Annotated in this window: 18 protein-coding genes; 6 read left to right on the top strand and 12 right to left on the bottom strand. The window is 72.2% G+C overall.

Translation table 11 applies throughout. The features are described from left to right. Positions 1–8: 8 nt before the first annotated feature. Positions 9–1,265, bottom strand: a complete 1,257-nt coding sequence (locus ACH4RC_RS03095) for a hypothetical protein (protein ID WP_398194369.1) — start codon at positions 1,263–1,265, stop codon at positions 9–11. Positions 1,266–1,593: 328 nt separating this feature from the next. On the opposite strand from ACH4RC_RS03095, the gene ACH4RC_RS03090 reads away from it, so the two are divergent. From ACH4RC_RS03090 to ACH4RC_RS03080, 3 genes are all read left to right on the top strand, one after another. Then, the gene (locus ACH4RC_RS03090) at positions 1,594–4,503 is read left to right on the top strand and encodes a peroxidase family protein (protein WP_398194367.1); all 2,910 of its coding nucleotides are present in this window, start codon (positions 1,594–1,596) and stop codon (positions 4,501–4,503) included. Beyond that, the gene (locus ACH4RC_RS03085; protein WP_398194364.1) at positions 4,490–5,902 is read left to right on the top strand and encodes a hypothetical protein; all 1,413 of its coding nucleotides are present in this window, start codon (positions 4,490–4,492) and stop codon (positions 5,900–5,902) included. Before ACH4RC_RS03090 ends, ACH4RC_RS03085 begins: the two co-directional genes overlap by 14 nt. A 66-nt stretch (positions 5,903–5,968) precedes the next feature. Next, positions 5,969–7,096 carry a serine hydrolase domain-containing protein gene (locus ACH4RC_RS03080; protein WP_398194361.1) on the top strand — a complete coding sequence of 376 codons (1,128 nt, stop codon included), beginning with the start codon at positions 5,969–5,971 and terminating at the stop codon, positions 7,094–7,096. Positions 7,097–7,106: 10 nt separating this feature from the next. Here ACH4RC_RS03080 and ACH4RC_RS03075 read toward each other — a convergent pair whose 3' ends face one another. Both ACH4RC_RS03075 and ACH4RC_RS03070 read right to left on the bottom strand, forming a co-directional pair. Then, positions 7,107–8,063: an acyl-CoA dehydrogenase family protein gene (locus tag ACH4RC_RS03075; protein ID WP_398194359.1), complete on the bottom strand. Its 957-nt coding sequence runs from the start codon at positions 8,061–8,063 to the stop codon at positions 7,107–7,109. Continuing rightward, on the bottom strand, positions 8,063–9,211 hold the full coding sequence (locus ACH4RC_RS03070) for an acyl-CoA dehydrogenase family protein (protein ID WP_398194357.1): 1,149 nt from the start codon (positions 9,209–9,211) through the stop codon (positions 8,063–8,065). The genes ACH4RC_RS03075 and ACH4RC_RS03070 overlap by 1 nt, the downstream gene beginning before the upstream one ends. A 94-nt stretch (positions 9,212–9,305) precedes the next feature. On the opposite strand from ACH4RC_RS03070, the gene ACH4RC_RS03065 reads away from it, so the two are divergent. Then, positions 9,306–10,091 carry an SDR family oxidoreductase gene (locus ACH4RC_RS03065; protein ID WP_398194354.1) on the top strand — a complete coding sequence of 262 codons (786 nt, stop codon included), beginning with the start codon at positions 9,306–9,308 and terminating at the stop codon, positions 10,089–10,091. 39 nt (positions 10,092–10,130) lie between these two features. Further along, positions 10,131–11,288: an acetyl-CoA C-acetyltransferase gene (locus ACH4RC_RS03060; RefSeq protein ID WP_398194352.1), complete on the top strand. Its 1,158-nt coding sequence runs from the start codon at positions 10,131–10,133 to the stop codon at positions 11,286–11,288. Positions 11,289–11,296: 8 nt separating this feature from the next. Here ACH4RC_RS03060 and ACH4RC_RS03055 read toward each other — a convergent pair whose 3' ends face one another. The 6 genes from ACH4RC_RS03055 to ACH4RC_RS03030 form a co-directional block, all read right to left on the bottom strand. Next, positions 11,297–12,295 carry an NAD(P)H-dependent flavin oxidoreductase gene (locus tag ACH4RC_RS03055; RefSeq protein WP_398195675.1) on the bottom strand — a complete coding sequence of 333 codons (999 nt, stop codon included), beginning with the start codon at positions 12,293–12,295 and terminating at the stop codon, positions 11,297–11,299. A 68-nt stretch (positions 12,296–12,363) separates the two neighbouring features. Next, a complete protein-coding gene (locus ACH4RC_RS03050; protein WP_398194349.1) occupies positions 12,364–13,113 on the bottom strand; it encodes a CoA-transferase subunit beta in 750 nt (249 codons plus the stop codon). Continuing rightward, a complete protein-coding gene (locus ACH4RC_RS03045) occupies positions 13,110–13,976 on the bottom strand; it encodes a CoA transferase subunit A (protein WP_398194347.1) in 867 nt (288 codons plus the stop codon). Before ACH4RC_RS03045 ends, ACH4RC_RS03050 begins: the two co-directional genes overlap by 4 nt. Next, positions 13,973–14,752, bottom strand: coding sequence for an enoyl-CoA hydratase family protein (locus tag ACH4RC_RS03040; RefSeq protein WP_398194345.1), 780 nt, complete (start codon positions 14,750–14,752; stop codon positions 13,973–13,975). Before ACH4RC_RS03040 ends, ACH4RC_RS03045 begins: the two co-directional genes overlap by 4 nt. Positions 14,753–14,855: 103 nt before the next feature. After that, the gene (locus ACH4RC_RS03035; protein ID WP_398194344.1) at positions 14,856–16,529 is read right to left on the bottom strand and encodes a cytochrome bc complex cytochrome b subunit; all 1,674 of its coding nucleotides are present in this window, start codon (positions 16,527–16,529) and stop codon (positions 14,856–14,858) included. 75 nt (positions 16,530–16,604) lie between these two features. Further along, a complete protein-coding gene (locus tag ACH4RC_RS03030; protein WP_398194341.1) occupies positions 16,605–16,928 on the bottom strand; it encodes a hypothetical protein in 324 nt (107 codons plus the stop codon). Positions 16,929–17,436: 508 nt separating this feature from the next. On the opposite strand from ACH4RC_RS03030, the gene ACH4RC_RS03025 reads away from it, so the two are divergent. Continuing rightward, positions 17,437–18,981 carry a hypothetical protein gene (locus ACH4RC_RS03025; RefSeq protein WP_398194340.1) on the top strand — a complete coding sequence of 515 codons (1,545 nt, stop codon included), beginning with the start codon at positions 17,437–17,439 and terminating at the stop codon, positions 18,979–18,981. Between the two features lie 60 nt (positions 18,982–19,041). Here the strand turns inward: ACH4RC_RS03025 and ACH4RC_RS03020 are convergent, their stop codons facing one another. The 3 genes from ACH4RC_RS03020 to ACH4RC_RS03010 all read right to left on the bottom strand — a co-directional run bounded on the left by ACH4RC_RS03020 (position 19,042) and on the right by ACH4RC_RS03010 (position 25,498). After that, positions 19,042–21,141, bottom strand: coding sequence for a pectinesterase family protein (locus ACH4RC_RS03020; protein ID WP_398194337.1), 2,100 nt, complete (start codon positions 21,139–21,141; stop codon positions 19,042–19,044). 102 nt (positions 21,142–21,243) lie between these two features. Further along, positions 21,244–24,393 carry a glycoside hydrolase family 2 TIM barrel-domain containing protein gene (locus ACH4RC_RS03015; RefSeq protein ID WP_398194335.1) on the bottom strand — a complete coding sequence of 1,050 codons (3,150 nt, stop codon included), beginning with the start codon at positions 24,391–24,393 and terminating at the stop codon, positions 21,244–21,246. A 130-nt stretch (positions 24,394–24,523) separates the two neighbouring features. Continuing rightward, positions 24,524–25,498, bottom strand: a complete 975-nt coding sequence (locus ACH4RC_RS03010; RefSeq protein WP_398194333.1) for an SGNH/GDSL hydrolase family protein — start codon at positions 25,496–25,498, stop codon at positions 24,524–24,526. Between the last annotated feature and the right edge of the window lie 47 nt (positions 25,499–25,545).

The raw sequence follows: 25,545 nt of genomic DNA, 5'->3' as shown, positions 1-25,545 counted from the left end.
AGCACAGGTCAGCGCACGTCCCCGAACTCGCTGAGCACCCCTTCCGGCGCCAGCGCGTCCACGTACCGGCCGGGGCCGTGGTCCTCGAAGGAGTACTTGAACGGGAGGGAGCGGGTCAGCGCGAGCCGCGCCGCGAAGAACGCGAGCGGCGCGACGACCGCGAGCCCCGCGAGGCTGTCCATCTGCGGGTAGGGCGGCGCCGGGTCGCGCCGCTCGGCCCAGCCGTCCTCCTGGCCGCGCAGCGGGGCCGCCGCGAGCCGGCGAAGGCGGTGCAGGGGGCTGACCCCGGCGAGCAGGTCGCCCGGGATCGAGACCGCCTCGGCCGCCGCGTCGGCCGCCGCCCCGAGCACGGCGTCCACGCCCGTACGGCGCTTGCGGTAGTGGAACTCACGGCCGAACGCGGCGTACGGGCCGACGGGGCGGGGCGGCAGGGAGGGGACGACGTCGCGGTCGTGGATGTAGCGCAGGAGCCGGTCGCGCAGCAGGTGGGTGCCGTTCGCGTCGGTGGCGTGTTCACAGGCGCGGGCGAGTTCGGGTCCGCCGAGCATGGGCTGGCCGAAGGTGTAGACGGCGCGCAGACAGCGGGCGATGTGGGCGTAGCGCGGTTCGTGGACGAGGGTGACCGCCATCAGCGCCGCCATGGCCGCGCCGAGGCTGTGCCCGGTGATGTAGAGCGCTTCGAGGCCGCCGCCCCGCGTGCCGTCCTCGCGCGGGTCGAGGGACTCGCCGCGCACGGCCCGGTCGAGGGCTTCGAGGACGAGGTGGCGGGTGGCGCGCATGTTGCGGTAGAAGCCCGCGTGCACCGGGTACCGGACGCCGTCGAGGTCGACACGGAGCGTGTCGGGGTGCACGTCGGCGTCGGTGAGGATGCTGATGATGTCCTCGGGCTGGGTGCCGCGGTAGCAGAGGATCGCGACGCGGCGGTCCTTGTCCTGGATCAGGTAGGCGGCGGAGGAGATGTAGAGCGCGTCGACGCGCTGGACGAAGACGCGGCAGCGGTTCTCCTCCAGGCCGAGCCGGGTCGCCATCAGGGCGACGGTGTGCGGATCGGCGCCTTGGTCGAAACCGGCGTAGGAGTACGCCGACAGCGTCGCGAAGGCATGCGGAAGGACGCCGTCCGGGTCGGGGTGCGCCTTGTCGTCGAGGAGCCGTGTCAGCAGGTCGGGGTAGACGGGAAAGGTCACTCTGCCCGGCTCGACGAAGGTCGGTTCCTTGAAGGGGCGCAGTGCGGCGAAGGTGGGTCCGTGCTCGGTCGTGTCCCGCATGAAGGGCCTCCCTGGACGGGCTGCCGAGCACACCACCGGCGCGACACGCCGTCAAGGCGTCGCTGACCGGCCACCGGCGGGGCGGTCGGACGGGGCGGGTGGGGAGCGGGCGACGCAGGGTGCGGGGCCACGTCGGGGGCCGCCGGGGCGGTCGTCGCTGACATGCCCAAACCCCCTTATACGCAAGGGAGTTCGTGCTCAGGGCGGGTGCCGGTACATGGCGGGAAGCGACGCTGCGGGGCATGTCATGGCGCCGATAGCGTCACTGGCCCCTTCCTCCTCCAGGCACGACCTCCCGACGTACAGCACACGACAGGGACGGCAACCCATGGCCGAGACCGAACGTCACACCCCGTACGAGTCGGCACAGTACGAGCGGTACGAGGGCGGCAGCCCCGAGGCCGAGCGGATCGTGTTCGAACGCCTCGCCCGCGAGATCATGGAGGTGCAGGTCACGAACCGGCGGGCCAGTGGCGCCCCGCGCCTCGACCGGCTCCTCCACGCGAAGGCCGCGCTCGGTGTGGAGAACGCCCGCCTGCGGTTCACCGAGGACCTCCCGGCCGCCCTGCGCGGCGGCTTCGCCCAGCCCGGCGCCGACTATCCGGCGACGGTGCGGCTCTCCAACGCCAGCGGCATGCGCGGCCCCGACGGCGCGCCCGATCTGCACGGGATCGCCCTGCGCGTCCAGGTGACGGGCGACGAGAGCCACGACCTGATGGCGACGAGCTTCCCCGTCTCGCACGCGAGCAACGCCCGCGAGTTCGTGGCGTTCGCCAAGGCGATGGCCGGCGCGCGCACCCCGCTTGAGAAGGCGTTCGGCCTGTTCGTGAAGTTGCCGCTCGCGGTGGGTCTCTCCACGGCGAACCGGATGCGGCGCAACGTCCAGGCGGCGACCCGGCAGAAGGTCACCAGCCTGGCCCGCGAGACGTACTGGAGCCGGGGAGCGCTGCTGTGGGCGGAGGCGGGCCCGGTCCGCTATCTGTTCCGGCCCGCCGCGACGGGTGGCGGCGGACCGCACCCGGACCGCGGCGACCCGGACTTCCTGCGCAAGGAACTCGGGCAGCGCCTGTCCCGCGACGACGTCGCCTTCGACCTGTGCGTGCAGCGCTACGTGGACGAGCGGCGCACCCCCGTCGAGGACGCCGCCGTCGAGTGGGAGGACGCGATCACGCCGCCGGTCGTGGTGGCCAGGCTGACGATCCCGCGGCAGGACATCACGACGGCCGAGGCGGGGTCGGCGGCGCGCCGCGTCGAGGAGCTGTCGTTCAACCCGTGGTTCACGACGGACGACTTCCGCCCGCTGGGCAACATCAACCGGGCCCGCAAGGCCGCCTACCAGGCCAGCAGCGCCCAGCGGCACGACATCCGCTTCACCACGACGGAGCCGGTCAGGAACCGCGTCCTGGACGTGCCGTTCGCGTTCGCCTTCCGTGTCCTGAACCGGGCCGTGCCCTGGCACCGGCTGCCGGTCGACGCGAGCCTGCTCAACCTCGTGTTCCTGCGCAAGGTGCTGCGCCGCCTCAACCTCATCGACACCGACGTGCCCGAGGCGCCGCCGAAGGCCGTCCCCGTGCCGGTCCCGGTCGACGAGCGGCTGCGCACCTCACGCTCGTACGACGGGACGTACAACGACCTGTCGGCGCCGAAGATGGGCGCGGTCGGCGCGGCGTTCGGCCGCAACCTCAAGCCGCAGTACCGGCCCGACCTCTTCGACACCCCCAACCCGGTGACGGTCAGCCGTCAGCTCCTGACCCGCGAGAGCTTCGTACCGGCGACGTCGCTGAACGTCCTCGCGGCGGCCTGGATCCAGTTCCAGGTGCATGACTGGGTCAACCACCGGCGCTACCCCGAGGGCGGCAGGACGGTCGAGGTGCCGCTGCCGCCGGGCGGCGGCATGTGGACCAACACGCCGGGCGGCCCGCAGGAGAGCGTGATGCGGTTCGGCGAGAACGAGGGCATCGAGGTGCCCGGCGACAAGCCGCCCGTCCTGTTCGGGAACACCGCCTCGCACTGGTGGGACGGGTCCGAGGTGTACGGCGGCGACGAGACGACGGCCCGGCAGCTGCGCGAGCCGGAGGGCGGCGCGAAGCTGCTGCTCGACGGCGGGCACATCCCGATCGACCGCAGCGGCATCCCGATCACCGGGTTCAAGGACAACTGGTGGATGGGGCTCAGCGCCATGCACACGCTGTTCGCCCGCGAGCACAACGCGGTGTGCGACGCGCTGCGTGCCGAGTACCCGTCGATGAGCGAGGACCGGATCTACCACACGGCCCGGCTCGTCGTCTCGGCGCTCATCGCGAAGATCCACACGGTGGAGTGGACCCCGGCGATCCTCGCGACGAAGGCGATCGACATCGGCCTGCGCACCAACTGGGAGGGCCCGCCGAAGAACTGGCTGAACCAGCTGGGCCTGTGGCTCCTGGAAGCGCACTCCCTCACCGGCATCCCGAAGACGCTCCCGGACCACCACGGGGCGCCGTACTCGCTCACCGAGGACTTCGTCACCGTCTACCGGATGCACCCGCTGATCCCCGACGACTACGAGCTGCGCGAGTTCCACTTCGGGCAGCGTCTGGAGACCGTCGGCTTCAACGACATCCAGGGCGCGGCGGCGGAGAGCCAGATCCGCAAGACGGGCCTGGCGAACACGCTCTACTCCTTCGGCATCGCGCACCCGGGCGCGATCACGCTGCACAACTACCCGAAGTCGCTCCAGCGGTTCCAGCGCGAGGGCGAGATCATCGACCTGTCGGTCGTGGACCTGGTGCGCACCCGAAGGCGTGGCGTGCCGCGCTACAACGACTTCCGCTCGGGCCTGCACAAGGAGCGCATCCGCCGCTTCGAGGACCTCACCCGCGAGCCGGAGACCCTCGCCCGCCTGAAGGAGGTCTACCGGACGGTCGACGAGATCGACACGGTCGTCGGCCTGTTCGCGGAGAACCCGCCGACCGGCTTCGGGTTCTCGGACACCGCGTTCCGCATCTTCATCCTGATGGCGACGCGGCGGCTGCAGAGCGACCGCTTCCTCACCGTCGACTACCGCCCCGAGATCTACACGCCGCTCGGCATCGACTGGGTGGAGAAGGGCGGCATGAAGTCCGTCGTGCTGCGGCACTGCCCGGATCTCGCGTCCCTGATGCCGCGCGACGCGAGCGCCTTCGCGCCGTGGCGTCCGGTGTCACCGATCGCCACCGGAGCCAACGGGAACAACGGGGGCACCGATGACGTCGGTTGACGGGAACACGGGCAACCGGGGCCTCGACGACCTCCTCGTCCGCCCGTTTCTCCAGACGGTCTGGCGGCGGCGCACCCACCGGGTCTCCCGGGGCGCGTCGGTGCCGGCCGGATCGATGAGCTACCGGTCGCCGCACAAGGCGCAGCCGCTGACCGAACTGGAGGAGGCGGTGCTCATCGCGGTCACCGGCTCCACCGGCCTGACGATGCCGGACCGCCCGTTCGAGGACCCGCGCGACGGCAAGCCCGTCATGGCCAAGCCGAACCTGACCATGACGGGCCGCACGGCGGGCAGCCCCGACAACGCGCAGGGCACGTACTTCTTCCTGATCAACGACAGCGGTACGTACTTCCTGCGCAGGCTGGACCCGGCCCCGCACGAGCCGTTCGAGGCGCGGACACTGATCGAGCGGGCCCGGCAGGCGAAGGTGAAGATCCTCGACCACCGGCTCGACGTGGCCGAGGGCCTGCGCGACTTCCCGGCCTATCTGGACTCCAACCGCTTCCTGTCCAACCTGCCGGGCACGACCGTCCTGTTCCCGGTCGTCGACCTCTCGCACCAGTACATCAACGCGCTGATGTACCTGCTCACGCAGCCGGACGGGGCCAGGCCCGCCTTCGTCGACGACCGGAACCTCTACCGCCCGGCGGGCGTGAAGAAGTGGATGGACAACGGGTTCCTGAACAAGGAGCTGAAGCTGCCGCTCGGCGCGCTCGGCCCGCTGCGCACCCAGATCGAGGCGGACCTCCTCCTCCAGAACGTCATGCTGACGGCGGAGGCGATGGGCCTCGGCGCCTGGATCCACGCCTCGGTCAACCCGCAGATCGCGCTCGGCGACCCGAAGTTCAGCAAGGTGTACGGGCGGATGCTCGGCTTCACCTACGTCACGCCGCGCTGGCGCCCGGCGGACCTGTGGCGCTGGCACGTCCCGCTGCCCAAGTACGCCACGCTGCGCTCGCAGCCGGTCGGCCTGACCGACCCGGCGACCGGCGAACCCCTGATCGCGGCCGCCTGCCCGCCCGCCCACGCCTCGATGTCGGACGCGGTGGACGCGGTCGTCGAGTCGAAGTTCGGCACCGGCGGCACCTACTCCGACAAGGACGTCTTCACCCGCATCTACAAGGAGGACTACGGCCGGCGCTACCTCGCCGAGGCCAGCGAGTACGACGAGCGGGTCATCGACTGCGCCCGCGACGTCTGTACGTACATCCTGTCCACGCACCGCCGCTTCCCCGCGCACACGGACGCCATCCACGTGCCCGGGATCTGGCTCCAGGCGCACCATGTGGAGGGCGAGTACTACGAGCGCTTCTTCACCAACGGGCTCACCGACGCGCACCGGGCGCACGACACGCTCTGGGACGGAGAAGCCGGAGAAGACGGAGAACCGATGAGTTGAGAGCGGCCCGGGAGTCACCCTTTTCGCCATGACGTGAGCTACCGCCCGCCCAGGAGGGTGACCCCGATGTCCGCACTGCACGAGATCCTGACCCCGCACGTCACGAAGGGGCCGGTGCCGGGAGCCGTGGGTCTGGTGGCCCGCGGCGACCGGGTCGAGACCGCGGCCGTCGGCCACGCGGACGCCGAGGGCACCGCGCCGCTCACGCGGGACTCGGTCTTCCGCATCGCCTCCCTCACGAAGCCGGTCGCGGCGGCGGCGGTGATGATCCTGGTGGACGAGGGACGCCTCACCCTCGACGCGCCGATCGGGCGCTGGCTGCCCGAGCTGGCCGAGCCGGTCGTCGTGCGGGACCCGGCGGCCCCGGCCGAGGACGTCGTGCCGGCGAACCGGCCGATCACGGTGGAGGACGTGCTGACCTCCCGCGCGGGCTGGGGCTTCCCGTCCGACTTCACGCTCCCCGCCGTGCGGGGGATCTCCGCGCTGATGGACCCGCACGACCCGCACCACGCGCCCGGGCCCGACGCCTGGCTGGCGGCGCTCGCCCGCATCCCGCTCCTGCACCAGCCCGGCGAGGCATGGCTGTACAACACCTGCTCCGACATCCAGGGCGTCCTGGTCTCGCGGGCCACGGGCCAGGCACTGCCGGACTTCCTCGCCGAGCGGATCTTCGAGCCGCTCGGCATGCGCGACACCGGTTTCGCGGTCCCGGCCGCGCGGCTGTCGCGCTTCACCAGCTGTTACGTACCCACGGCCGACGGGGGCGCCGAGCGCGTCGACACCCCCGACGGCAGGTGGAGCGGCCTGCCCGCGTTCCCCTCCGGCGCGGGCGGGCTCGTCTCCACCGCCGACGACCTCTGGGCGTTCGCCCGCATGCTCCTCGCGGACGGCGCCTCCGTGCTCTCGCCGGAGTCCGTACGCCGGATGACGAGCGACCACCTCACCGCGGACCAGCGCGAGGCGAGCGATCTGTTCACGCTCGGCTCGGGCTGGGGCTACGGCGGCTCGGTCGACGTCGAACGCCGCGACCCGTGGAACGTGCCGGGCCGCTACGGCTGGGTCGGCGGCACCGGCACGGCCGCCCATCTGACCCCGTCGACCGGCGCGGTGACGATCCTGCTGACCCAGCTCTCCCTCGGCGGTCCGTCACCACTGCCGCCGATCATGCGGGACTTCTGGGCGTACGCGGCCTGAGCCTGTTCGCTCAGGGGGTGAGCACCTGCGCCCGGCACTCCGCCGGTGTCCCCCACGCGTCGCGCAGCGCCCGCGCCTTCATCAGCCACAGGCTCAGGTCGAACTCGGCGGTGTACCCGATGGCGCCGTGCAGTTGCAGCGCGGTACGGGCCGCCGCGTACGCCGCCTCGCCCGCGGCCACCTTGGCGGCGGCGAGGTCGGCGGGGCGCATGGTGACCGCCGCGCCGAAGACGAGGGGCTTGGCGAACTCCAGGGCGATCAAGGTGTCGGCGAGCCGGTGCTTGACCGCCTGGAACGTCCCGATCGACACCCCGAACTGCGTCCGCTGCCGTACATGCGCCACGGTCCGGTCGAGCAGCGCCCGCCCGACCCCGAGGGCCTGCGCGGCGGTGGCGAGCCGAGCGAGTGCGGCGGCGTGCAGGGCGGCGACCCGTACGGAGGGACCGGCGACCTGTCGAGCACCGCCGGGCAGGGGCTCGGCGTACCGGCGGGCGGGATCGAGCCCGGGTCGGACAGGGCCGTGCCCGGGGGCCAGGCGCAGGGTCCAGGGGTCGCCGCTCTCCACGACCAGCAGCCGGTCGGCGGCGTCCGCGTCCAGGACGTACGGGCCGCCCCCGGGCAGGCCGAGCGTGACCATGGCGTCTCCGTCGTCCCCGTCGTCCCCGTCGTCCCCGGGTCCGCGGAGGCGGGCGCACAGGGCGGTCGCCGCCAGCGTTTCGACGTACGGACCCGGGACGGCATGCCGCCCCAGCTGTTCGCAGGTCACGGCCAGTTCCACCGGGTACTCCGCCTCCGGACCGGCCGGCGCGAACACGCCGAGTCCGGCGACCCGGCGCCACAGGGCGCGGCCGGGCGCGAAGTCGCCCTCGGCCCAGGCGCGGGCGGCCGACGGCACGTCCGACTTGGTGAGCAGCGCGTCGAGCGTGCGGCCGAACTCGCGCTGTTCGGCGTCGAGGAGGAACCGCATCAGCGCCGCCCTTTCTCCAGGCCGAGCAGGCGCTCGGCGATGATGTCGCGCTGGATCTCGTTCGTTCCGGCGTAGATGGGTCCCGCGAGGGAGAAGACGTACCCCTCGGACCATGGACCGTCCGCCAGCGCCCCTTCCGCGCCGCCACCGAGTTCGAGCGCGGTCTCGTGCAGCGCCAGGTCGTACTCCGACCAGAACACCTTGTTCATGCTGGACTCCGCTCCGATGTCCTGCCCCTCCAGGGCGCGTGCGGCGTGTGCCCAGGTGAAGAGTTCGTAGGCGCGGGCGCCGATCACGGCGTCGGCGACGCGGTCGCGCAGAGCGGTGTCGGCCGTCTCCCGCCACTGGTCCGCCAACGCGGCCGCGCTCGCGAGGAACCGGCCCGGCGAGCGCAGCGTCAGGCCCCGTTCGCTGCCGGTCGCGGACATCGCGATGCGCCAGCCCTGCCCCGGTTCACCGATGACATCGGCGTCGGGCACGAACACATCGTCGAGGAAGAGCTCGGCGAAGGCCGGTTTCCCGTCGAGGCGCGGGATCGGCCGGACGGTGACGCCGGGTGCGCGCAGGCCGAACATGAGACAGGTGAGGCCGCGGTGCGGCTTGTCGCTCCCCGCCGTGGCGGGGTCGCTGCGGAAGAGCCCGAAGGCGCGGTCCGCGAAGGCGGCGCGCGAGGACCATGTCTTCTGCCCGTTGAGCACCCAACCGCCCTGTACCCGCACAGCGGTCGAGCGCAGTGAGGCCAGGTCCGAACCGGCCTCCGGTTCGGACCACGCCTGCGCCCAGACCGTCTCCCCGCTCGCCATGGGCGGCAGGACCCGGTCCCGCTGCTCCTCGGTGCCGTGGTCGAACAGGGTCGGCGCGAGGAGGTTGATGCCGTTCTGCGTGACACGCCCCGGCGCCCCGGCCGCGTAGTACGCCTCCTCGAACAGCAGCCACCGTACGAGTCCGGCGCCCCGGCCCCCGTACCGCTCGGGCCAGGAGACGACGGACCAGCGGTCGGCGGCGAGTTCACGCTCCCACGCGCGGTGTGCCGCGAACCCTTCCTCGGTCTCCAGGGAGGGCAGCGGCTCGTCCGGCACGTGCGCGGCGAGCCAGTCGCGCGCCCGCACCTGGAACGCCGCGTCGTCGGCGTCGATCGTCAGGTCCACCGGACTCGCGCCCCTTCCTACCTAACAACTGTTTGGTAGATTGACTGCAGAGTAGCTGCCAGCGCCGACATCCGTCGACACCGGAGGTACGCGTATGAGCCCGCCACCGCCGTACGAGCCCGGCCACCACCTCCTCTCCGGCCGCACCGCCGTGGTCACCGCCGCCGCCGGCGCGGGCATCGGCGGCGCCACCGCCCGCCGCTTCCTGGAGGAGGGCGCGCGCGTCGTCGTAGGGGACGCGCACGCGCGGCGGACGGCGGAGACCGTCGAGGCCCTCGCCAAGGAGTTCGGCCCCGACCGCGTGACCGGCACCCCGTGCGACGTCACCGACGAGGACCAGGTAAGGGCCCTGTTCACGCTGGCGGACGAGGCGCACGGCGGCCTCGACATCGTCGTGAACAACGCGGGGCTCGGCGGCACCGCGGAACTGGCCGAGATGACCGACGAACAGTGGGCGAAGGTCATCGACACGACGCTGACCGGCACGTTCCGGTGCACCCGCACGGCCCTGCGGCTGATGAAGGCGGCCGGCCGCGGCGGCGTCATCGTCAACAACGCCTCCGTCCTCGGCTGGCGGGCGCAGGCCGGGCAGGCGCACTACGCCGCCGCCAAGGCCGGGGTGATGGCGCTGACGCGCTGCGCCTCCGTCGAGGCGGCCGAGTTCGGCATCCGCGTCAACGCGGTCTCGCCGAGCCTCGCCATGCACCCGCACCTGGCGAAGGTGACCTCGCCGGAGCTGCTCGGAGAGCTGACCTCGCGCGAGGCGTTCGGCCGGTACGCCGAGCCGTGGGAGGTGGCCAACGTGATCGTCTTCCTGGCCAGCGGCTACTCCTCGTACCTGACGGGCGAGGTGCTCTCCGTCAGCGACCGGCACGCCTGACGGTCCCCCGCAGAGACTGTGACTGGAATGGAGTCGATCATGCCCGAGGCGTACATCGTGGACGCCGTCCGCACCCCCGTGGGCCGGCGCAGGGGCGGTCTGTCCGCCGTGCACCCCGCCGACCTCGGCGCGCACGTGCTGCGCGCGCTGATGCGGCGCACCGGTGTCGATCCGGCCGCCGTGGAGGACGTCGTGTTCGGCTGCCTCGACGCGGTCGGGCCGCAGGCCGGTGACATCGCGCGCACCTCCTGGCTCGCGGCCGGGCTGCCCGAGGAGGTGCCGGGCGTGACGATCGACCGGCAGTGCGGCTCCTCGCAGCAGGCCGTGCACTTCGCGGCGCAGGGCGTGCTGTCCGGCACCCAGGATCTGGTGGTCGCGGGCGGCACGCAGAACATGTCGCTGGTGCCGATCGCGTTCGCGTCGCGGCTCGCGGCCGAGCCGCTGGGCCTGACGGAGGGCCCGTTCGCGGGCAGCGAGGGCTGGCGGGCCCGCTACGGCACACAGCCCGTCAACCAGTTCCACGGCGCCCAGCTGATCGCCGAGAAGTGGGGCATCTCCCGGCAGGCCATGGAGGAGTGGTCGCTCCGGTCGCACCAGCGGGCGGTACGCGCCATCGACGAGGGCCGCTTCACGCGCGAGACGGTCCCGTACGGCGGTGTCACCGTCGACGAGGGCCCGCGCCGCGACACGACGCTGGAGAAGATGGCGGCGCTCGCCCCCGTGCTGGAGGGCGGCACGGTCACGGCGGCGTGCTCCTCGCAGGTGTCGGACGGCGCGGCGGCGATGCTCCTCGCCTCCGAACGGGCGGTGCGCGAGCACGGGTTGACGCCCCGGGCCCGCGTCCACCATCTCTCCGTACGCGGTGAGGACCCGATCCGCATGCTGTCCGCGCCGATCCCGGCGACCGCGTACGCGCTGAAGAAGACCGGCCTGTCGCTCGACGCCATCGACCTGGTGGAGATCAACGAGGCGTTCGCGCCGGTCGTCCTCGCCTGGCTGAAGGAGACCGGCGCCGATCCGGCGAAGGTCAACGTCAACGGCGGCGCGATCGCCCTCGGCCACCCCCTCGGCGCGACCGGCGTGAAGCTCATGACGACGCTGCTGCACGAGCTGGCACGGACCGGCGGCCGGTACGGGCTTCAGACGATGTGCGAGGGCGGCGGCCAGGCCAACGTGACGATCATCGAACGCCTGTGACCCGCCTTCTACTTCTCCGCTGACGGCCGCAGCCGCTCCAGGGTGCGGCCCGCCTCGGCCATGATCCGGTCCACGAGCTCCTGGCACGACGGCAGGTCGTCGATGACCCCCGCGACCTGCCCGGAGGCCATGACGCCGCCGCGCGGATCACCGTCCACCATCGCGGCCTTGAGCATCATCGGCGTGTTGGCGGCGAGCAGCACCTGGCTCCAGGACAGCTCCTTGCCGTGCCGCATGGCGAGCCCGTCGCGGACCATCCGCGCCCAGCTCACCCCGGACACCTCGCGGAACGCGGCGGCGTGGCGCACCGCGCGCAGCAGCGCGGCGGGCCGGCCGGCGCGTTCGAGCCCGGCGACGAGTTCGCTGCGCAGCATGCGGTGCGGCAGGCCGTCGACGGCGGTGGTGACGGTGATGTCCTTGACGCCTGCGGCGAGGTAGCGGGCCTTCACAGCGTCCGGCACGGTCGAGTCGGAGGTGAGCAGGAAACGGGTGCCCATGGCGATTCCCGCGGCGCCGTAGGCGAGCGCCGCGACGAGCCCGCGCCCGTCACGGAACCCACCGGCCGCGATCACGGGAATGCCGACGGCGTCGACAACCTGCGGCAGCAGCACGGTGGTCGCCACCTCCCCGGTGTGCCCGCCGCCCTCACCGCCCTGGACGACGACGGCGTCGGCCCCCCACGCCGCGACCTTCTCGGCGTGCCTGCGCGCCCCGATGGACGGGATGACGACGACGCCCGCGTCCTTCAGTTCGGCGATCAGCTCCCGCGAGGGCGCGAGCGCGAACGAGGCCACTTTCACGCCTTCGTCGACGATGACGCGGACGCGCTCCCGGGCGTCCCCGGCGTCGGCCCGCAGATTGACCCCGAAGGGCCGGTCCGTCCGGTCCTTGACCTCCCGTACGGCGGCGCGGAGCCGGCCGGTCGTCATGGTGGCGGACCCGAGGATGCCGAGCGCCCCGGCGTTGGCCGAGGCGGAGACCAGCCGGGGCCCGGCGACCCAGCCCATCCCGGTCTGCACGAGGGGGTACCGCACACCGGTGAGGTCGGTGAGGGCGGTACGGAGTACGGGACCGCTCACGCGGGCACCTCGCGGTGGCGAAGCCCGGCCGGGTCCAGCTCCTCGCGTATCAGCCGCAGCTCCTCGTCCGTCGGCTCTCGCGTGTACGGGATCTCGTCGGGCAGCGCCGGCTCGAACCCGGTCGCCCCGCGCACCTCCGCGACCGTCACCCCGGGGTGCAGGGACGCGAGCCGCATCGTGCGGTCCGGGGTGTCGAAGTCGAGCACGGCGAGGTCGGTGACGACGCGCCGCAACGCGTGAAAACGGGTCGCGGACGGCCCGGCCGCGGCGGCGCGGTCGTGGCCGACACCGCTCACCATGTCGACCCTGTCGACGAAGACGCGCCGGGAGTGCTTGGGCACCCAGTAACTCGTCGGGTTGTTCAGCGTGTTGACGGGCCCGCCCCGCACCCCGAGCAGTTGCCGGGTCGGGCGGCGCCAGTCGCCGATGCAGGAGATGTTCTGGTTGCCGAACCGGTCGAGCTGGCTCGCGCCCATCATCACGTGCCGGCGCCCGCTCGCCACCAGCTCCAGGTGCTGGCGGTAGGGCAGCCAGCCCTCACGCTCCCCGTCGGGGCCGACCAGCATGGCCTCACCGTCCGTGAGGAGGAGATCCGGCGCGAACGTACGGCGTGCGAGCCGCGCCCCGATACCGGGGATCAGGCCCATCGGACTGGCGAGCAGCTCGCCGCTGTCGCGCCAGGCCTCGGCGCAGGCGATCACGCAGTAGTCGGCGCGCCCCGCGTCCGGGGTGCCCGGCCCGCTCATCGGGCCTCCCCTCCCCGCTCCGGGCGCCACGCCTCGACGGCGGCCTGGTACGCCTGCTCGTCCCCGCCCAGGAACCGCGCCCGGAACTCCGCGAACGGCGTGGTCGCGTACAGCTTCTGGGACGCTTCGTCGCGACCGTAGTCGGGTGCGCAGGACGTGAAGTGCGCGCCGTTCGGGGCCTCCACCACGCCGGTGACGCGGTGCCGCTTGATGAGAAGGGACTGCGGCGGCCCGCCCTTGGCGAGTTCCGCGCTGTCCACGATCCGCTCGCAGGACAGGTACGCGGCGTCGGCGGCCGAGCAGAAGAGGTCGTCGAAGTACGGGTCCGGGCCCAGGTACTGACCGTTGCCGCGCCGGTCCGCGCGGTTCAGGTGGACGAGGGCCACGTCCAGGCGCAGGGCGGGCATCGCGACGAACGTCTCCTCGTCCTCGTACGGCGAGGTGACCGTCCGCAGGGCGGGGTTGACGCGCATGACGTCCGAGCCGATGCCCGCGCGCACGGGCAGGAACGGCAGCCGGTTCGCGGCGGCGCGCAGCCCCCACATGAACATGGCCTCGTCGATCTCCATCAGCTCGATACGGCCCTGCTCGCGGGCGGCGCGGAAGTGCGGTTCGAGGGAGATGGTGTCGAGGGTGACGAACGGTGCGACCAGTCTGCGGATCTTCCCGGCGGCGGCGAGCAGACCCACGTCGGGGCCGCCGTAGGAGACGACGGTGAGGTCGGTGACGTCGCTGCGCAACAGGGCCCGCACCAGCGCCATGGGTTTGCGGCGCGAGCCCCAGCCGCCGATGCCGAGCGTCATGCCGCTGCGCAGCCGCCCGGCCACGTCGTCGGCGGAGAGGGTCTTGTCGGTCGGGCTCACGTGGCCTCCCCGGGGGCGGCGGCGAAGCGGTCGCGGACCCGGTCGGCGACGCCGCTGAGGTTCGCCTCGAAGGTGAAGCCCTGCTCGTAGCGGTAGCTGCGGCGTACGTCGACGGGGTCGATGCCGTTGAGCGCGGCTTTGGCGAGCCGCAGGAGGTAGCCGTCCTTGCGCGCGATCTCCCCCGCCAGCCCGACAGCCGCCGCGCGGAGCCGGGAGCGCGGGACCACCTTCCACACCGACCCGTGCGCGTGCAGTTCGGCGGCGGTGACGGTGCGGGAGGTGTAGTAGAGGGCGCGCATCAGGTGCTGCGGGACCAGGCGGGCCAGGTGGGTCGCGGCGCCGAGCGCGCCCCGGTCGAGCTCGGGCAGGCCGAAGGTGGCGTCGTCGCTGGCGACGATCGCGTCGGCGTTCCCGACGAGCCCGATCCCGCCGCCGAGGCAGAACCCGTGCACGGCGGCGACGACCGGCACCTCGCACTCGTACACGGCGGCGAAGGCGGCGGCACAGCCCCGGTTCGCGCCGATCAGCGCGGTGTGGCCGCTGTCGCGCTGCATCTCCTTGATGTCGACCCCGGCGTTGAAGCCGCGGCCGGTGGCGGTGAGCACGACACAGCGCACGTCGGGGTCGCGGCCCGCCGCGCGGACGGTGTCGGCGAGGTCGTACCAGCCCTGTACGGGCAGGGCGTTGACCGGGGCGTAGTCCACGTCGACGACGGCGACGGCCCGCTCCGGGGCCGAGGAACCCGTGTCCGAAACGTACGAGAGAGAGACGGGCATGAGCGGCACCGCCACCTTCCGACCAAACATTTGTTAGGTACGTTGGTGCGAAGGTAGCAGCGATGCCGCACAGGGAGAAGAAGGGCGCCTCGGCGCGCGGACATCAGTGGGCGGACGTGTCCCGTTCGGACTCGTGCCAGCCGGCGTGCAGCGCCTGGTACTCCTCCACGGTCGCCTTCGGCACGTACGTCCCCGGCCCGTACATCGCCTTGGCGAGGCGCGCGCGGACGCGCTGGCGCACGGTGAACTTCCGCGCCACCCCGTTGCCGTCGACGCGCGGCCCCAACTCGTACGGCCGCGGCTGCTCGTGCAGGTTCAGCTTGTACAGCTCGGCGCGGGTGAGGGGCTCGTGGACCTCGATGTACTCGCCGTGCGGCAGCCGTTTGATCGTGCCGGACTCGCGGCCGTGCAGGGACTTCTCGCGGTCACGGCGCTGCAGCCCGTTGCAGACCCGCCGCGTGACGATGAACGCGAGCACCGGTACGACGAAGAAGCCGATCCGTACCGCCCAGGTGATGGCGTTGATCGAGAGGTGGAACTGCAGCGCCACGATGTCGTTGCCTCCTCCGATCAGCAGTACGCCGTACAGCGACAGCCAGGCGACACCGAGGCCGGTGCGGACGGGGCGGTTGCGCGGGCGCTCGGCGATGTGGTGCTCGCGCCGGTCGCCCGTGACCCAGGCCTCCACGAACGGGTACACCGCTATCAAGGCCATGACCAGCGGGAACAGCGCGAACGGGATGAAGACGCCCAGCTGTAACGTGTGCCCCCAGAGGTCGATCTCCCAGCCCGGCATCACCCGGATCAGCCCCTCGGAGAAGCCGAGGTACCAGTCGGGCTGGGCGCCGGTGGTCACGAGGTGCGTCTGGTACGGGCCGAACGCCCAGACCGGGTTGATCGTGGCGACCGCGCCCATGACGGCCAGGACCCCGAAGACCAGGAAGAAGAAGCCGCCCGCCTTCGCCACGTAGATCGGCAGGAAGGGCACGCCGACCACGTTCTTCTCCGTACGTCCCGGCCCCGCGAACTGGGTGTGCTTGTGGTAGAAGACCAGGATCAGATGGGCCACGACCAGGCCGAGCATGATGCCGGGCAGCAGCAGGATGTGGACCGGGTAGAGCCGGGCGATGAAGTCCTCACCGGGGAACTGGCCGCCGAAGAGGAAGAACGACAGGTACGTGCCGACGATCGGCACCGACAGGATCGCGCCCTGCGAGAAGCGCAGCCCGGTGCCGGAGAGCAGGTCGTCGGGGAGCGAGTAGCCGGTCAGTCCGGTGATGATGCCGAGCATCAGCAGGGTCCAGCCGAACAGCCAGTTGACCTCGCGGGGCTTGCGGAACGCGCCCGTGAAGAAGACCCGCATCATGTGGCAGAGCATCGCCGCGACGAAGACGAGCGCGGCCCAGTGGTGCATCTGCCGGATCAGCAGACCGCCGCGCACATCCATGCTGATGTCGATCGTCGACTCGTACGCCCGGGTCATGATGATGCCCTTGAGCGGTTCGTACGAGCCGTTGTAGACGACCTCGGTGGTGCTGGGGTCGAAGAAGAGCGTCAGATAGGTGCCGGTGAGGATGAGGATGATGAAGCTGTAGAGGCAGATCTCGCCGAACATGAAGGACCAGTGGTCCGGGAAGATCTTGCGCATCTGAGACTTGGCGAGCTGGTGGAGCCCGAGCCGTCCGTCGGCCCAGTCGGCGAGACGCTCCCCTTTGCCCGGGAGCCGGTCGCGCCGCCCTTCGCCGCCGTCCCTGTCGCCATCGCTGTCGTCACTCATGCGACTCCCCCTCGAAGCCCGGTGAGGCGCGGACAGGGTCTCAGGGTAGAGGCCGGGCGGGGCGGCGGACAGGGGTCAGCGCGGGGTCGCGTTATGCAGCCGGATACCGCTGAAACCCAGGGTGCTGGTGGTGACTGCGTCCCAGAATGTCCAGAGGTCGTCGGCGGCAGGCATGACGTGCACGCGCTGCTCGGAGCTCGCCCCGAACGCGGCGCGGCGGTCGGCCCCGGCGGTGCCGACCACGACCCGGGCCGTGGCGGCGACGTGCGGCCGGAACTCGGTGATGGCGGGATCCTCGGAGAAGTGCGGCACTTCACCGGGCGCGGGCCGCATCACCCGGTGCAGGGCGGGAGGGCCCGGCAGTTGAAGGCCTGAGCCGGTGACCGATCCCGGCGCCACGGGTGCGGGGAGATAGGCTTTCGCGGCAGGTGGTCCACGAGGGGCCGCAGAAGGCGCGAGTGAAGGCGAATCGCCTCAGTTCCGGGGGTCTGCCGATGATGTTCGACGTGGGGGCACGGATGACTGGTCCGCAGACGCCGACGCGGGCTACGACCCGCGGGGCGCGGTGAGTTCGATGAACCCGGTGGAGAACAACGCGGAGCCACTGCCCACGAACCCTGCGCATCGCGCTGCCGCGCCTTTGCCTCCTTCGACGGGGCCGGGGCCTGGCCCGCTGGAGGAGGGGGCCGCGGACATGGCCCCGATCCCGGCCGAGCCTCCGGCTCCGGGTGCCGACACGGCTCAGGGCACGGCTCAGCCCCCGGGCATGGCTCAGGACGAGGCCACAGGGACAGCCCCGGTCGCGGACGCGTCCCCAGTGACGAGTACCGCCTTGCACCCGGCTTCGGCTTCGGCTTCGGACGGGACCACGCCCCCTCCTCCGGGCCGGACCAAGGACCCGCTCCCCGTGCGTCGTCGGGACGAGGCGCGTCCGAACCCCGGCACGGTCCGCCGCGATCGGGCCCAGAAACCTGCGAGCCCGGCGACGCCGCCCGCCCCCGGGGAAAGCACAACCGCGAGCCGGCCACCGGCACAGGGCACGGACGACGCGGCACCCTCGGCCCTCGCCGACGCCACCCCCGACCGGGCCCCGGCACCCTCGGCCCTCGCAGACCTCGCCGCAGCGGCGCTCGTCACCTCCCGTACCGCCGGCCAGGACCGGGCCTCGGCCGCGACGCCGGATCCCGTACCGCCAGCTCCCATCGCGCCCCCGGAACCGACCGTGACCGTGCCCCCCGGCCCCGCCCTCACCGTGGCGCCCGCCCCCGAGCACCCCGTGGCCGCCCCCGCGCCGCAGCCCCGACCCCGTACAGCCGTGTCCGCGCCCTCGCCCGTCATCGACACGACTCCCCGGCCGCTTCCGGGGTACGAGGCCGCGGCCCCCGTGGCCCCCGCACCGCAGACCGGCACAACCGTCACTGCTCCACCGCCACTGCCCCCGGCCCCGCCCGTGGTCCCCGCGCAACCAGCACCCGGGCCGCGGACCGACGCCGCCCCGGTCGTCCGCCCGCGCCCCGGCACGGACATCGCCTTTCCGGCCCCCGAGCCCGTCCTCACCGTCGATCCGCGTCTGGCACAGGCCGGCGGGAAGCCGCAGCACGGTGACTCGGTGGCGCGGCGGTCCGGGCAGTCGTTGCGGCGGATGGCCAGGCCCTCGGCGCACGCGGCGGGCGAGGAGGGGCCCTGGGTACGGGAGTTGCAGCACCCGGTGACGAAGGGCCGGATCGTCGCCGTCACCTCGATCCGGGGCGGCGTGGGCAAGACGACGACCGCCGCGCTGGTCGCCCGCACCCTGCAACGCGTCCGCCAGGACCCGGTACTCGCCCTGGAGGCGGACGCCGCACTGGGCACACTGGCGGTGCGCCTGGGCGCCCAGTCCGTGCGCTGGTCGGCCGGTGAACTGGCCCGGATCCTGACCCCCTCGATGCATCTCCTCGACATCACCGGCTACCTGGTCCCGCTCCCGGACGGCGGCTGGCTGCTCCCCGCGAGCCAGGGCCGCGTGGGCCCCCCGCTCGACGTCCGCACCTACCGCGAGGTCACGCTCGCGCTGCGCCGCCACTTCGCCATGACGGTCGTCGACTGCGAGACGCTGCCGGGTGACGTGGCCCGTACGGCGATGGACACGGCGCACGCCCGTATCGTCGTCGCCCCGATGACCGCGGAGGGCGTCGGCGGCACCCGTGTCGTCCTGGACTGGCTCGGCAACCTGCCGCACTCCACGCTGCCGACCACCGTCGTGGCGCTCACCTCCGGCGCCCCGGACCAGAACCTGGACCTGACCGCGGCCACCGCCCACATCCGGGAGACCGGTGTCGGCGTCGTCCACCTGCCCTACGACCGGCATCTCGCGGCGGGCGGCCCGATCCACACGGACATGCTCGCCGCGACGACCCGCCGCGCCGCCGCTCAGCTCGCGGCCGAGGCCGTGCAGCGGGCGGTCCGCATGTGAACCACGACGGGGCTCAGCAGCCCTGCGCGTCGTACCAGTCGGTGATCGGTGATGGACGACTCACCCGGCGGTCGGTGTCCAGTCCCCCAGCCAGTCCGCGACCTCCTGGTTCGCGGCCTGCGCGTCGGTCAGCTGGGGCCGGTCGGCACTGGCCGAACCGGCACCGGCCCCCGTGTTCTTGTACTCGGCGAACCGGTCGTCCTTCCAGGAGAAGCCGCCCATGTCCGTCCACGGCGTCGCCTTGACCGCCGCGCCGAGCGTCGAGTCGCGGACGGTGGCCTGCGGGTCGAGGGCCGCGTTGCCGCCCGCGTGCCAGTTGCGGCCGAGGTAGAAGCTCTTGGCGGAGACGTCGCCGTCGATGGTGGAGCGGTTGATGAGGATGCCCTTGTTGGCGGCGGCGGTGCTGGGCGCGGCGACATACCCGGCGGACGTACCGTTCCACCGCTTCTTCAGCGTGATCACCGACTTGTCGATGACAGCGGTGGCGCCGCCGAAGATGAAGTCGACGTTGCCGACGACGTAGGAGTTGGTCATGTAGACGCGCTTGCCCGCGCCGTCGACGAGGAGGGTGTCCTGGTCGCCGCTGACGATGACACTGTCGAGGAAGACCTTGTCGGCGTTGGTGCGCAGGGCCACGGCCTGCCCGGCGATGGACTGGTTGGCGCCCTCGTCGAAGTCGTTGGTGACGCTGAGGTTGCGCAGCTGGCTGTCGGCGCCGAGGACGTGCACGGTGGCGCTGCCGGAGGTGCCGTACGTCGAACCGTCCGGCTTGGTCGAGCCCGCCGCGTGGCCCTCGACGATGGTGGTGTCCTTGCGGCTGGCGCCCGTCCCCCGCAAGGTGACGTGCGGCTTGCTGGACGGGATGGTCACCGTCTCGCGGTACGTGCCGGGGGCGATGAGGATGTCCACGCGCGCGGAGTTGTTCGCGGGCACGGCGTCGACGGCGGCCTGCACCGTCTTGTACTGCCCGCTGCCGTCCTTGGCGACGGTCACGGTGGTCGCGGCGGCCGACAGCGTGGTGGCCGGGAACGTACCGACCGAACTCCTGGGACCGGCCCCCGACTTCACCACCGACGGCACGTCCGCCGCCTTGTCGAGCGTGTACGCGTAGAACGCCTTCGGGTCGAAGGCCGTGCCCCCGCTCTCGTTGCGCCCGCTCGTCCCGGAGAAGACGCTGCCGCGCTGTTCGATGGTGGCGGTGGCGTCCTTGGTCACGGGGTTGCGCACGCCCTGGAAGTAGCTGTTCTCCAGGACCATCCGGGTCCTGCCGCGCGAGTAGTTGCCGTACGACGACGTGATCGCGGTGTTCGGGTCGTCCTGGAGGTAGTTGTTGTAGAGGTGGGCGTGGGCGCAGTTGTCGGTGGACGGGTTGCGCTGCTCGGTCTCGTGGATCCAGTTGTGGTGGATGGTGATGTCGGTGACGACGTTGTCGGTCCAGCCGATGCCGAACGCCTTGTTGTCGTTGCTGAGGCGGTTCCAGGAGACGGTCACGTTCGTGCTGTCCTTGCGGACGTCGATCAGGCCGTCGGCCATGTGCCGCAGGTCGTTGTGGTCGATCCACACGTGGTGCGCGCCGTCCATCTGGACGGCGTCGAAGTCGTGGTCCTTGTCGTTCCAGACGCCCTGGTAGGTGTCGCGGATCGTGAGGTTGCGGATGATGACGTTGTGCACGCCGGTGCCGAGGAAGAAGCCGCCGCCGACGATCTGCCCGGAGGTGCCGGAGCCCACGATCGTCTTGTCGGAGGCGACCTTGATCTCCTTGCCGACGGGGTCCATGGTGATGGCCGCCGCGACGACGATGGTGTAGGGCTCGCTCGCCGTCGCGTACTTCTCCAGGTCGGCGCGGGTCCTCACGGTGACCGTCTTGCCGTCGCGCCCGCCGTACGTGCCCTTCTGGCCGAGCGAGTCGACGGAGGCGAAGCCGTCGGCCACGTCGTCGGCCCAGGCCGCCGCCTCGACGGGCGCCGCCGTGGTCGCCGCCGAGGCCCGGTCCGCGCCGCCCCCGTAGGCGAAGGCGAGGGCGAGCGCGGCGGCGGCCGTGAGCGGCGCCCCGGCGACGAGGACAGTGCCGCGCCCGCGATGCCGGGACCGGCCGCGTGGCCGGCTGCGGGATCCACTGCGGGATTCACTGGAGGGTTCGCTGCGGGATTCACTGATCATCTGCGGTCGCACTCCGTGGGTGTGGGGGCGCCCGTGCCGGATGGCACGGGCCGGAGTGCAGTCGCCGTACGGCCGCCGAAAGGTTGCCGCTCACGCCTCAGATCATGACGCGGACACGTCGAGTGCGCTGATCCCGAACGCCCCCTCCCGTGTGCCGGGCGCGCTGCTCACCAGGTCGAGCCGGACGCCGCTGCCGCGCACCGCGTCGAACGTGATGACGGTCGGCTCGCCGGACACCGTCGCCCACGCGATGTCGGCGTCCGGCACGGCGACGCCCCCCACCGACACCGCGACCGACTCGGGCAGCGCGTGCCGGGCGTCGACCGTGAAGGAGACCTCGATCCGGCCCACGGTCCGCTCCTGCGCCCACTTGACGCAGACCCAGTCGCGCGGCCGGGCCCCGTCGAAAGCGGGCAGCAGGGCGGTGGCGGCCTTCTGGAAGGCGTTGGACCACTGAGTGGCCGGGTCGCCGTCGAGCATGGCGGCGGGCAGCGTGTTCGTCGCGCCCGAGTAACTTGCGTCCGCGAACGGGTACTTGACCGCTCCCGGCCCCGGGTCCGGCTCGAACCTCGTAGCCGGAGTGACGGGCGACCCGGCCGGTCCGGTCACCCGTACGGAGACCTTCCCGGCGCGCAGCCCTTTCGCCCGCGCGGTGACCGTGAGCGCGCCCGGCTTCGTGCCCGCGCGGACGATGGCGAGCGCGAGGCCGTGGAAGGCGGTGCGCGTACTGGCCTGGTAGCGCTCGGCGCTCTCCTGCCGCCCGTTGTCGACACCGGCGAGCGAGCCGCCCGTGACGGCGAACTCGACGAGGTGCCCGGCGTCGGGCACGACCACCCCGCGCGCGTCGACGACCTCGGCGGTCACGAACGCCAGCGCACGGCCGTCCGCCGCGACCGCCTTCCGGTCGGCCGTCAGCCGTACCGCGTGCGGCTTCCCGGCGGTGCGCAGGACGTCCGTCGCGACGGTCTTCCCGTTCCGCCGCGCGACCGCCTTCAGCTCACCGGCCGCGAACGGCACCTTCCAGCTCAGATGCAGCTTGCCCGCGCTGCCGTTCGGGCTGGTGTAGCTGCCCGGGTAGGGCCCCGCGGTGACGGTCCTGTCGTCGCCGGTCGCCTCCGTGGTCTCCAGGTAGGCGCGGCCGTCGAGCGTCGTCTTGCGGTCGAAGGTACGTACGCCCAGCGAGCGGCCGTCGAGGTACAGCTCGACCTCGGCGACGTTCGCGTAGGCCCACACCTCCACCTCCTCGCCGTCCTCGTACGTGGTCCAGTCCATCGGCAGCAGATGCACCATGGGCTCGTCGGTCCACTGGCTGCGGAACAGGTGGTACATGTCCTTCGGGAACCCGGCCGTGTCGACCGCTCCGAAGAACGACGCCTTCACCGGGAACACGTCGTACGGGGTCGGCTCGCCGATGTAGTCGATGCCGGACCACAGGAACTCGCCCGCGAAGAACCGCCGGTCACGGTCCTTCTTCAGGCCGTACTCGCCGCTCATCGTCCAGGAGGCGAGGTTGTTGTCGTACGAGGACGTGGCGCGCCTGCCGGGTGTGTGGTTCTCCCCGGTGTTGAGGTGCTGCGGCTCCTGGTACGTGCCCCGGCTCGACGTCTCCGAGGACGATTCGGACTCGAAGAGGAACAGGTGCGGGTAGCGGGCGTGCAGCGCGTCGACCGAAGCGGCGGTGTTGTAGTTCAGGCCGAGGCCGTCCAGCTTGGCCAGGATCAGGTCGGCGGGCGATCCGACGGCGGGCAGCGAGCGGTACTTGTCGGAGCCGATGACGACGGGCCGCGTCGTGTCGAGTGCCTTGATGTCGTCGATGAGGCGCTGGGCCATGGCGATGCCCTCGGTGCGCGTCGAGTCGGGGATCTCGTTGCCGATCGACCACATCAGGACGGCCGGTGAGTTGCGGGCGGCGCGCACCATCTCGGCGATGTCGGCGTCGCTGTGGGCGTCGAAGAAGCGGCCGTAGTCGTAGGTGTTCTTGCCCGTGCGCCAGCAGTCGAACGCCTCCACCAGCATGATGAGGCCGAGGTCCTCGCAGGCCTCGATCACCTCGGGCGCGGGCGGGTTGTGGGAGGTGCGCAGGGCGTTGACGCCCATGCTCTTCATGATGGTCAACTGGCGGCGTACGGCGTCACGCTGGACGGCCGCGCCCAGCGCGCCGAGGTCGTGGTGGAGGTCGACACCCTTGATCTTCATGTGGGTGCCGTTGAGAGACAGCCCCTGCTCGGGGTCGAGGACGGCGTGCCGGATGCCGAAGCGGGTGCGGTACGTGTCGACGGTGCGGCCGTCCACACGGAGATCGGTGATCAGCGTGTACCGGTGTCCGGGTGTGTCGACGGACCAGAGCTGCGGCGCTCGCACGCGGAGTTCGTGGTGCGCCGTGCCGCCGCTGCCCGTGACCGCCTTGAGCACGGACTCCGTCCGCGCGACGCGCCGCCCCTTCGGGTCGCGGACGGTGGAGACGACGGTGACGTCCCGCGTGTCTCCGCCCTTCGCCCCGTCCTTCGCCCCGCCCTCGGCTCCGCCCTCCGCCTCGCTCACGACCGAGGTGCGTACGTCGACCGTCGCGTACCCCTTCGCGAGGGTCGCGGCCAGATCGGGGGTCGTCACGAACGTGCCCCAGCGCTCGACGTGCACCGGCTCGGTGACGACGAGGCGGGCATGGCGGTAGATGCCGCTGCCGGAGTACCAGCGGCTGCTGGGCAGCCGGTTGCGGACCTCGACGGCGAGGACGTCGGGGGTGCGGCCGTCGGTGTGCACGAGGTCGGTGATGTCGTGGGCGAAGCCGGTGTAGCCGTAGGGGTGGTTGCCGACGAGCCGGCCGTTCACGTAGACGTTCGCGTCCATGTAGACGCCGTCGAACTCGACGGAGATCCGCTTGCCCGCCCAGCCGCGCGGCACGGTGAACGCCTTGCGGTACCAGCCGAGGCCGCCCGGCAGGAAGCCGGTGCCGCTGGTCGTGTTGTGCTGGGTGGTCGGGGTCTGCTCGATGCTCCAGTCGTGCGGGACGGCGACCGTGCGCCAGTCCGAGTCGTCGAACCCGGGCTGCTCGGCATCGGTGTACGCGCCGGTCGGGTCGGTGATGCCGCCCAGGTCCACGAGCGCGAAGCGCCAGTCGTCGGTGAGCTCGACGGTACGGCGCCCGACCGCGCCGGTGCGCTCGGCGGCGTGGGCGGTGACGGGTGCGGCGAGCGCTCCGGCGACGGAGGCGGCCGCGCTCGCGGTCAGCACGGTTCTGCGGGTGACAGGCATGAGCGGGTCCCCTCGAAGCAAACAGGATTCACAGGAGTCGAACAGGTTCCACCAGAAAGCAACTGGCGTGCGGGAGGGATCCTTCGACTCCGGACAGGCTTTAGTCAAGGGCCTTACAGAAGTACGTGCTCTATGCCCCCGCGCCGCCGGGACCTGTGAGGCTGTTCGCCACAGCCCGCGCGAGCAGCAGATGGCCGCGGTCACCTGGGTGGACCCCGTCCACGAGGTGCTCAGCGGTGAGCAGTTCGCCGCCGGAAACCACCGTGAGCCGCTTGTCACCGCTCTCGGCGGCGTCGTGTGCCGCCCGCTCGACCGCGTCCCGCACCTGTGCGTGCGTGGCGCCGAGTTCGTTCGGGGTCGCCTCGGCGTCCGGCCGGAGCACCGGCGAGAACACGAGCAGCGGGGTCTGCGGGTGGCCCGCGCGGACGACGGCCAGGAACGCGCGGACCGTCTCGTACAGCAGCGGCGCCGAATACGGCGTACGCGCCCAGCAGTCGGTGCCGAAGGCGACGGTCAGCAGATCCGCGTCCAGGGTTGCGATCTGCTGCGCGGAGGCGAGTTCGCCGCGCGCCGCGCCCGCGTACCCGAGGTTCACGTCCTCGACGCCCAGCATCCGCGCGGCGACGGACGGCCAGGCGAAGTGCGGCCGGGTCGAGGCCCGTCCCTCGACGAGCGAGTCGCCGTACACGAGCCAGCGCGGGCGGCGCGGGGCGGGGTCGAGCGAGCCGCCGCCCAGCGGGCGCAGCTCCCGGACCAATGGCCTTATCGAGTACGGGAGTTGAACGGTGTACGTACCCTCGGGGCGCGGCAGCGGGAGCCGTGCGACGTGCGCGCCCGGGGTGGTCCGCGCCGGTACGTCCACGCCTCCGATCACCGTGAACACGGCCGGCTCGGCGCGGTACGTGTCCGCCTCCGCCGGCGCGCACACCTCGTACGCGAGCTCGACCGCCGTGACGCCCCGCGCCGTGAACTCGAGGCGGACCCCGGCCGGTGTCCGGGCCCGCTCCCAGGTGTCGCCCGGCAGCCGGTCCCGGTCGGCGGGGTCCGCGCGTACGGGCCTGCCGTCCGACGCCCACCAGGCGGCGCCGCGCACGTACTCCCTCATCGCGCACTCCCGGGGTCGGATAGGGGTACTTCACCCCGGCGCCACCG

This window comes from Streptomyces sp. NPDC016845 (genome assembly GCF_044332585.1).
Lineage (GTDB): Bacteria > Actinomycetota > Actinomycetes > Streptomycetales > Streptomycetaceae > Streptomyces.
This window is presented reverse-complemented; position numbering and strand designations above follow the sequence as displayed.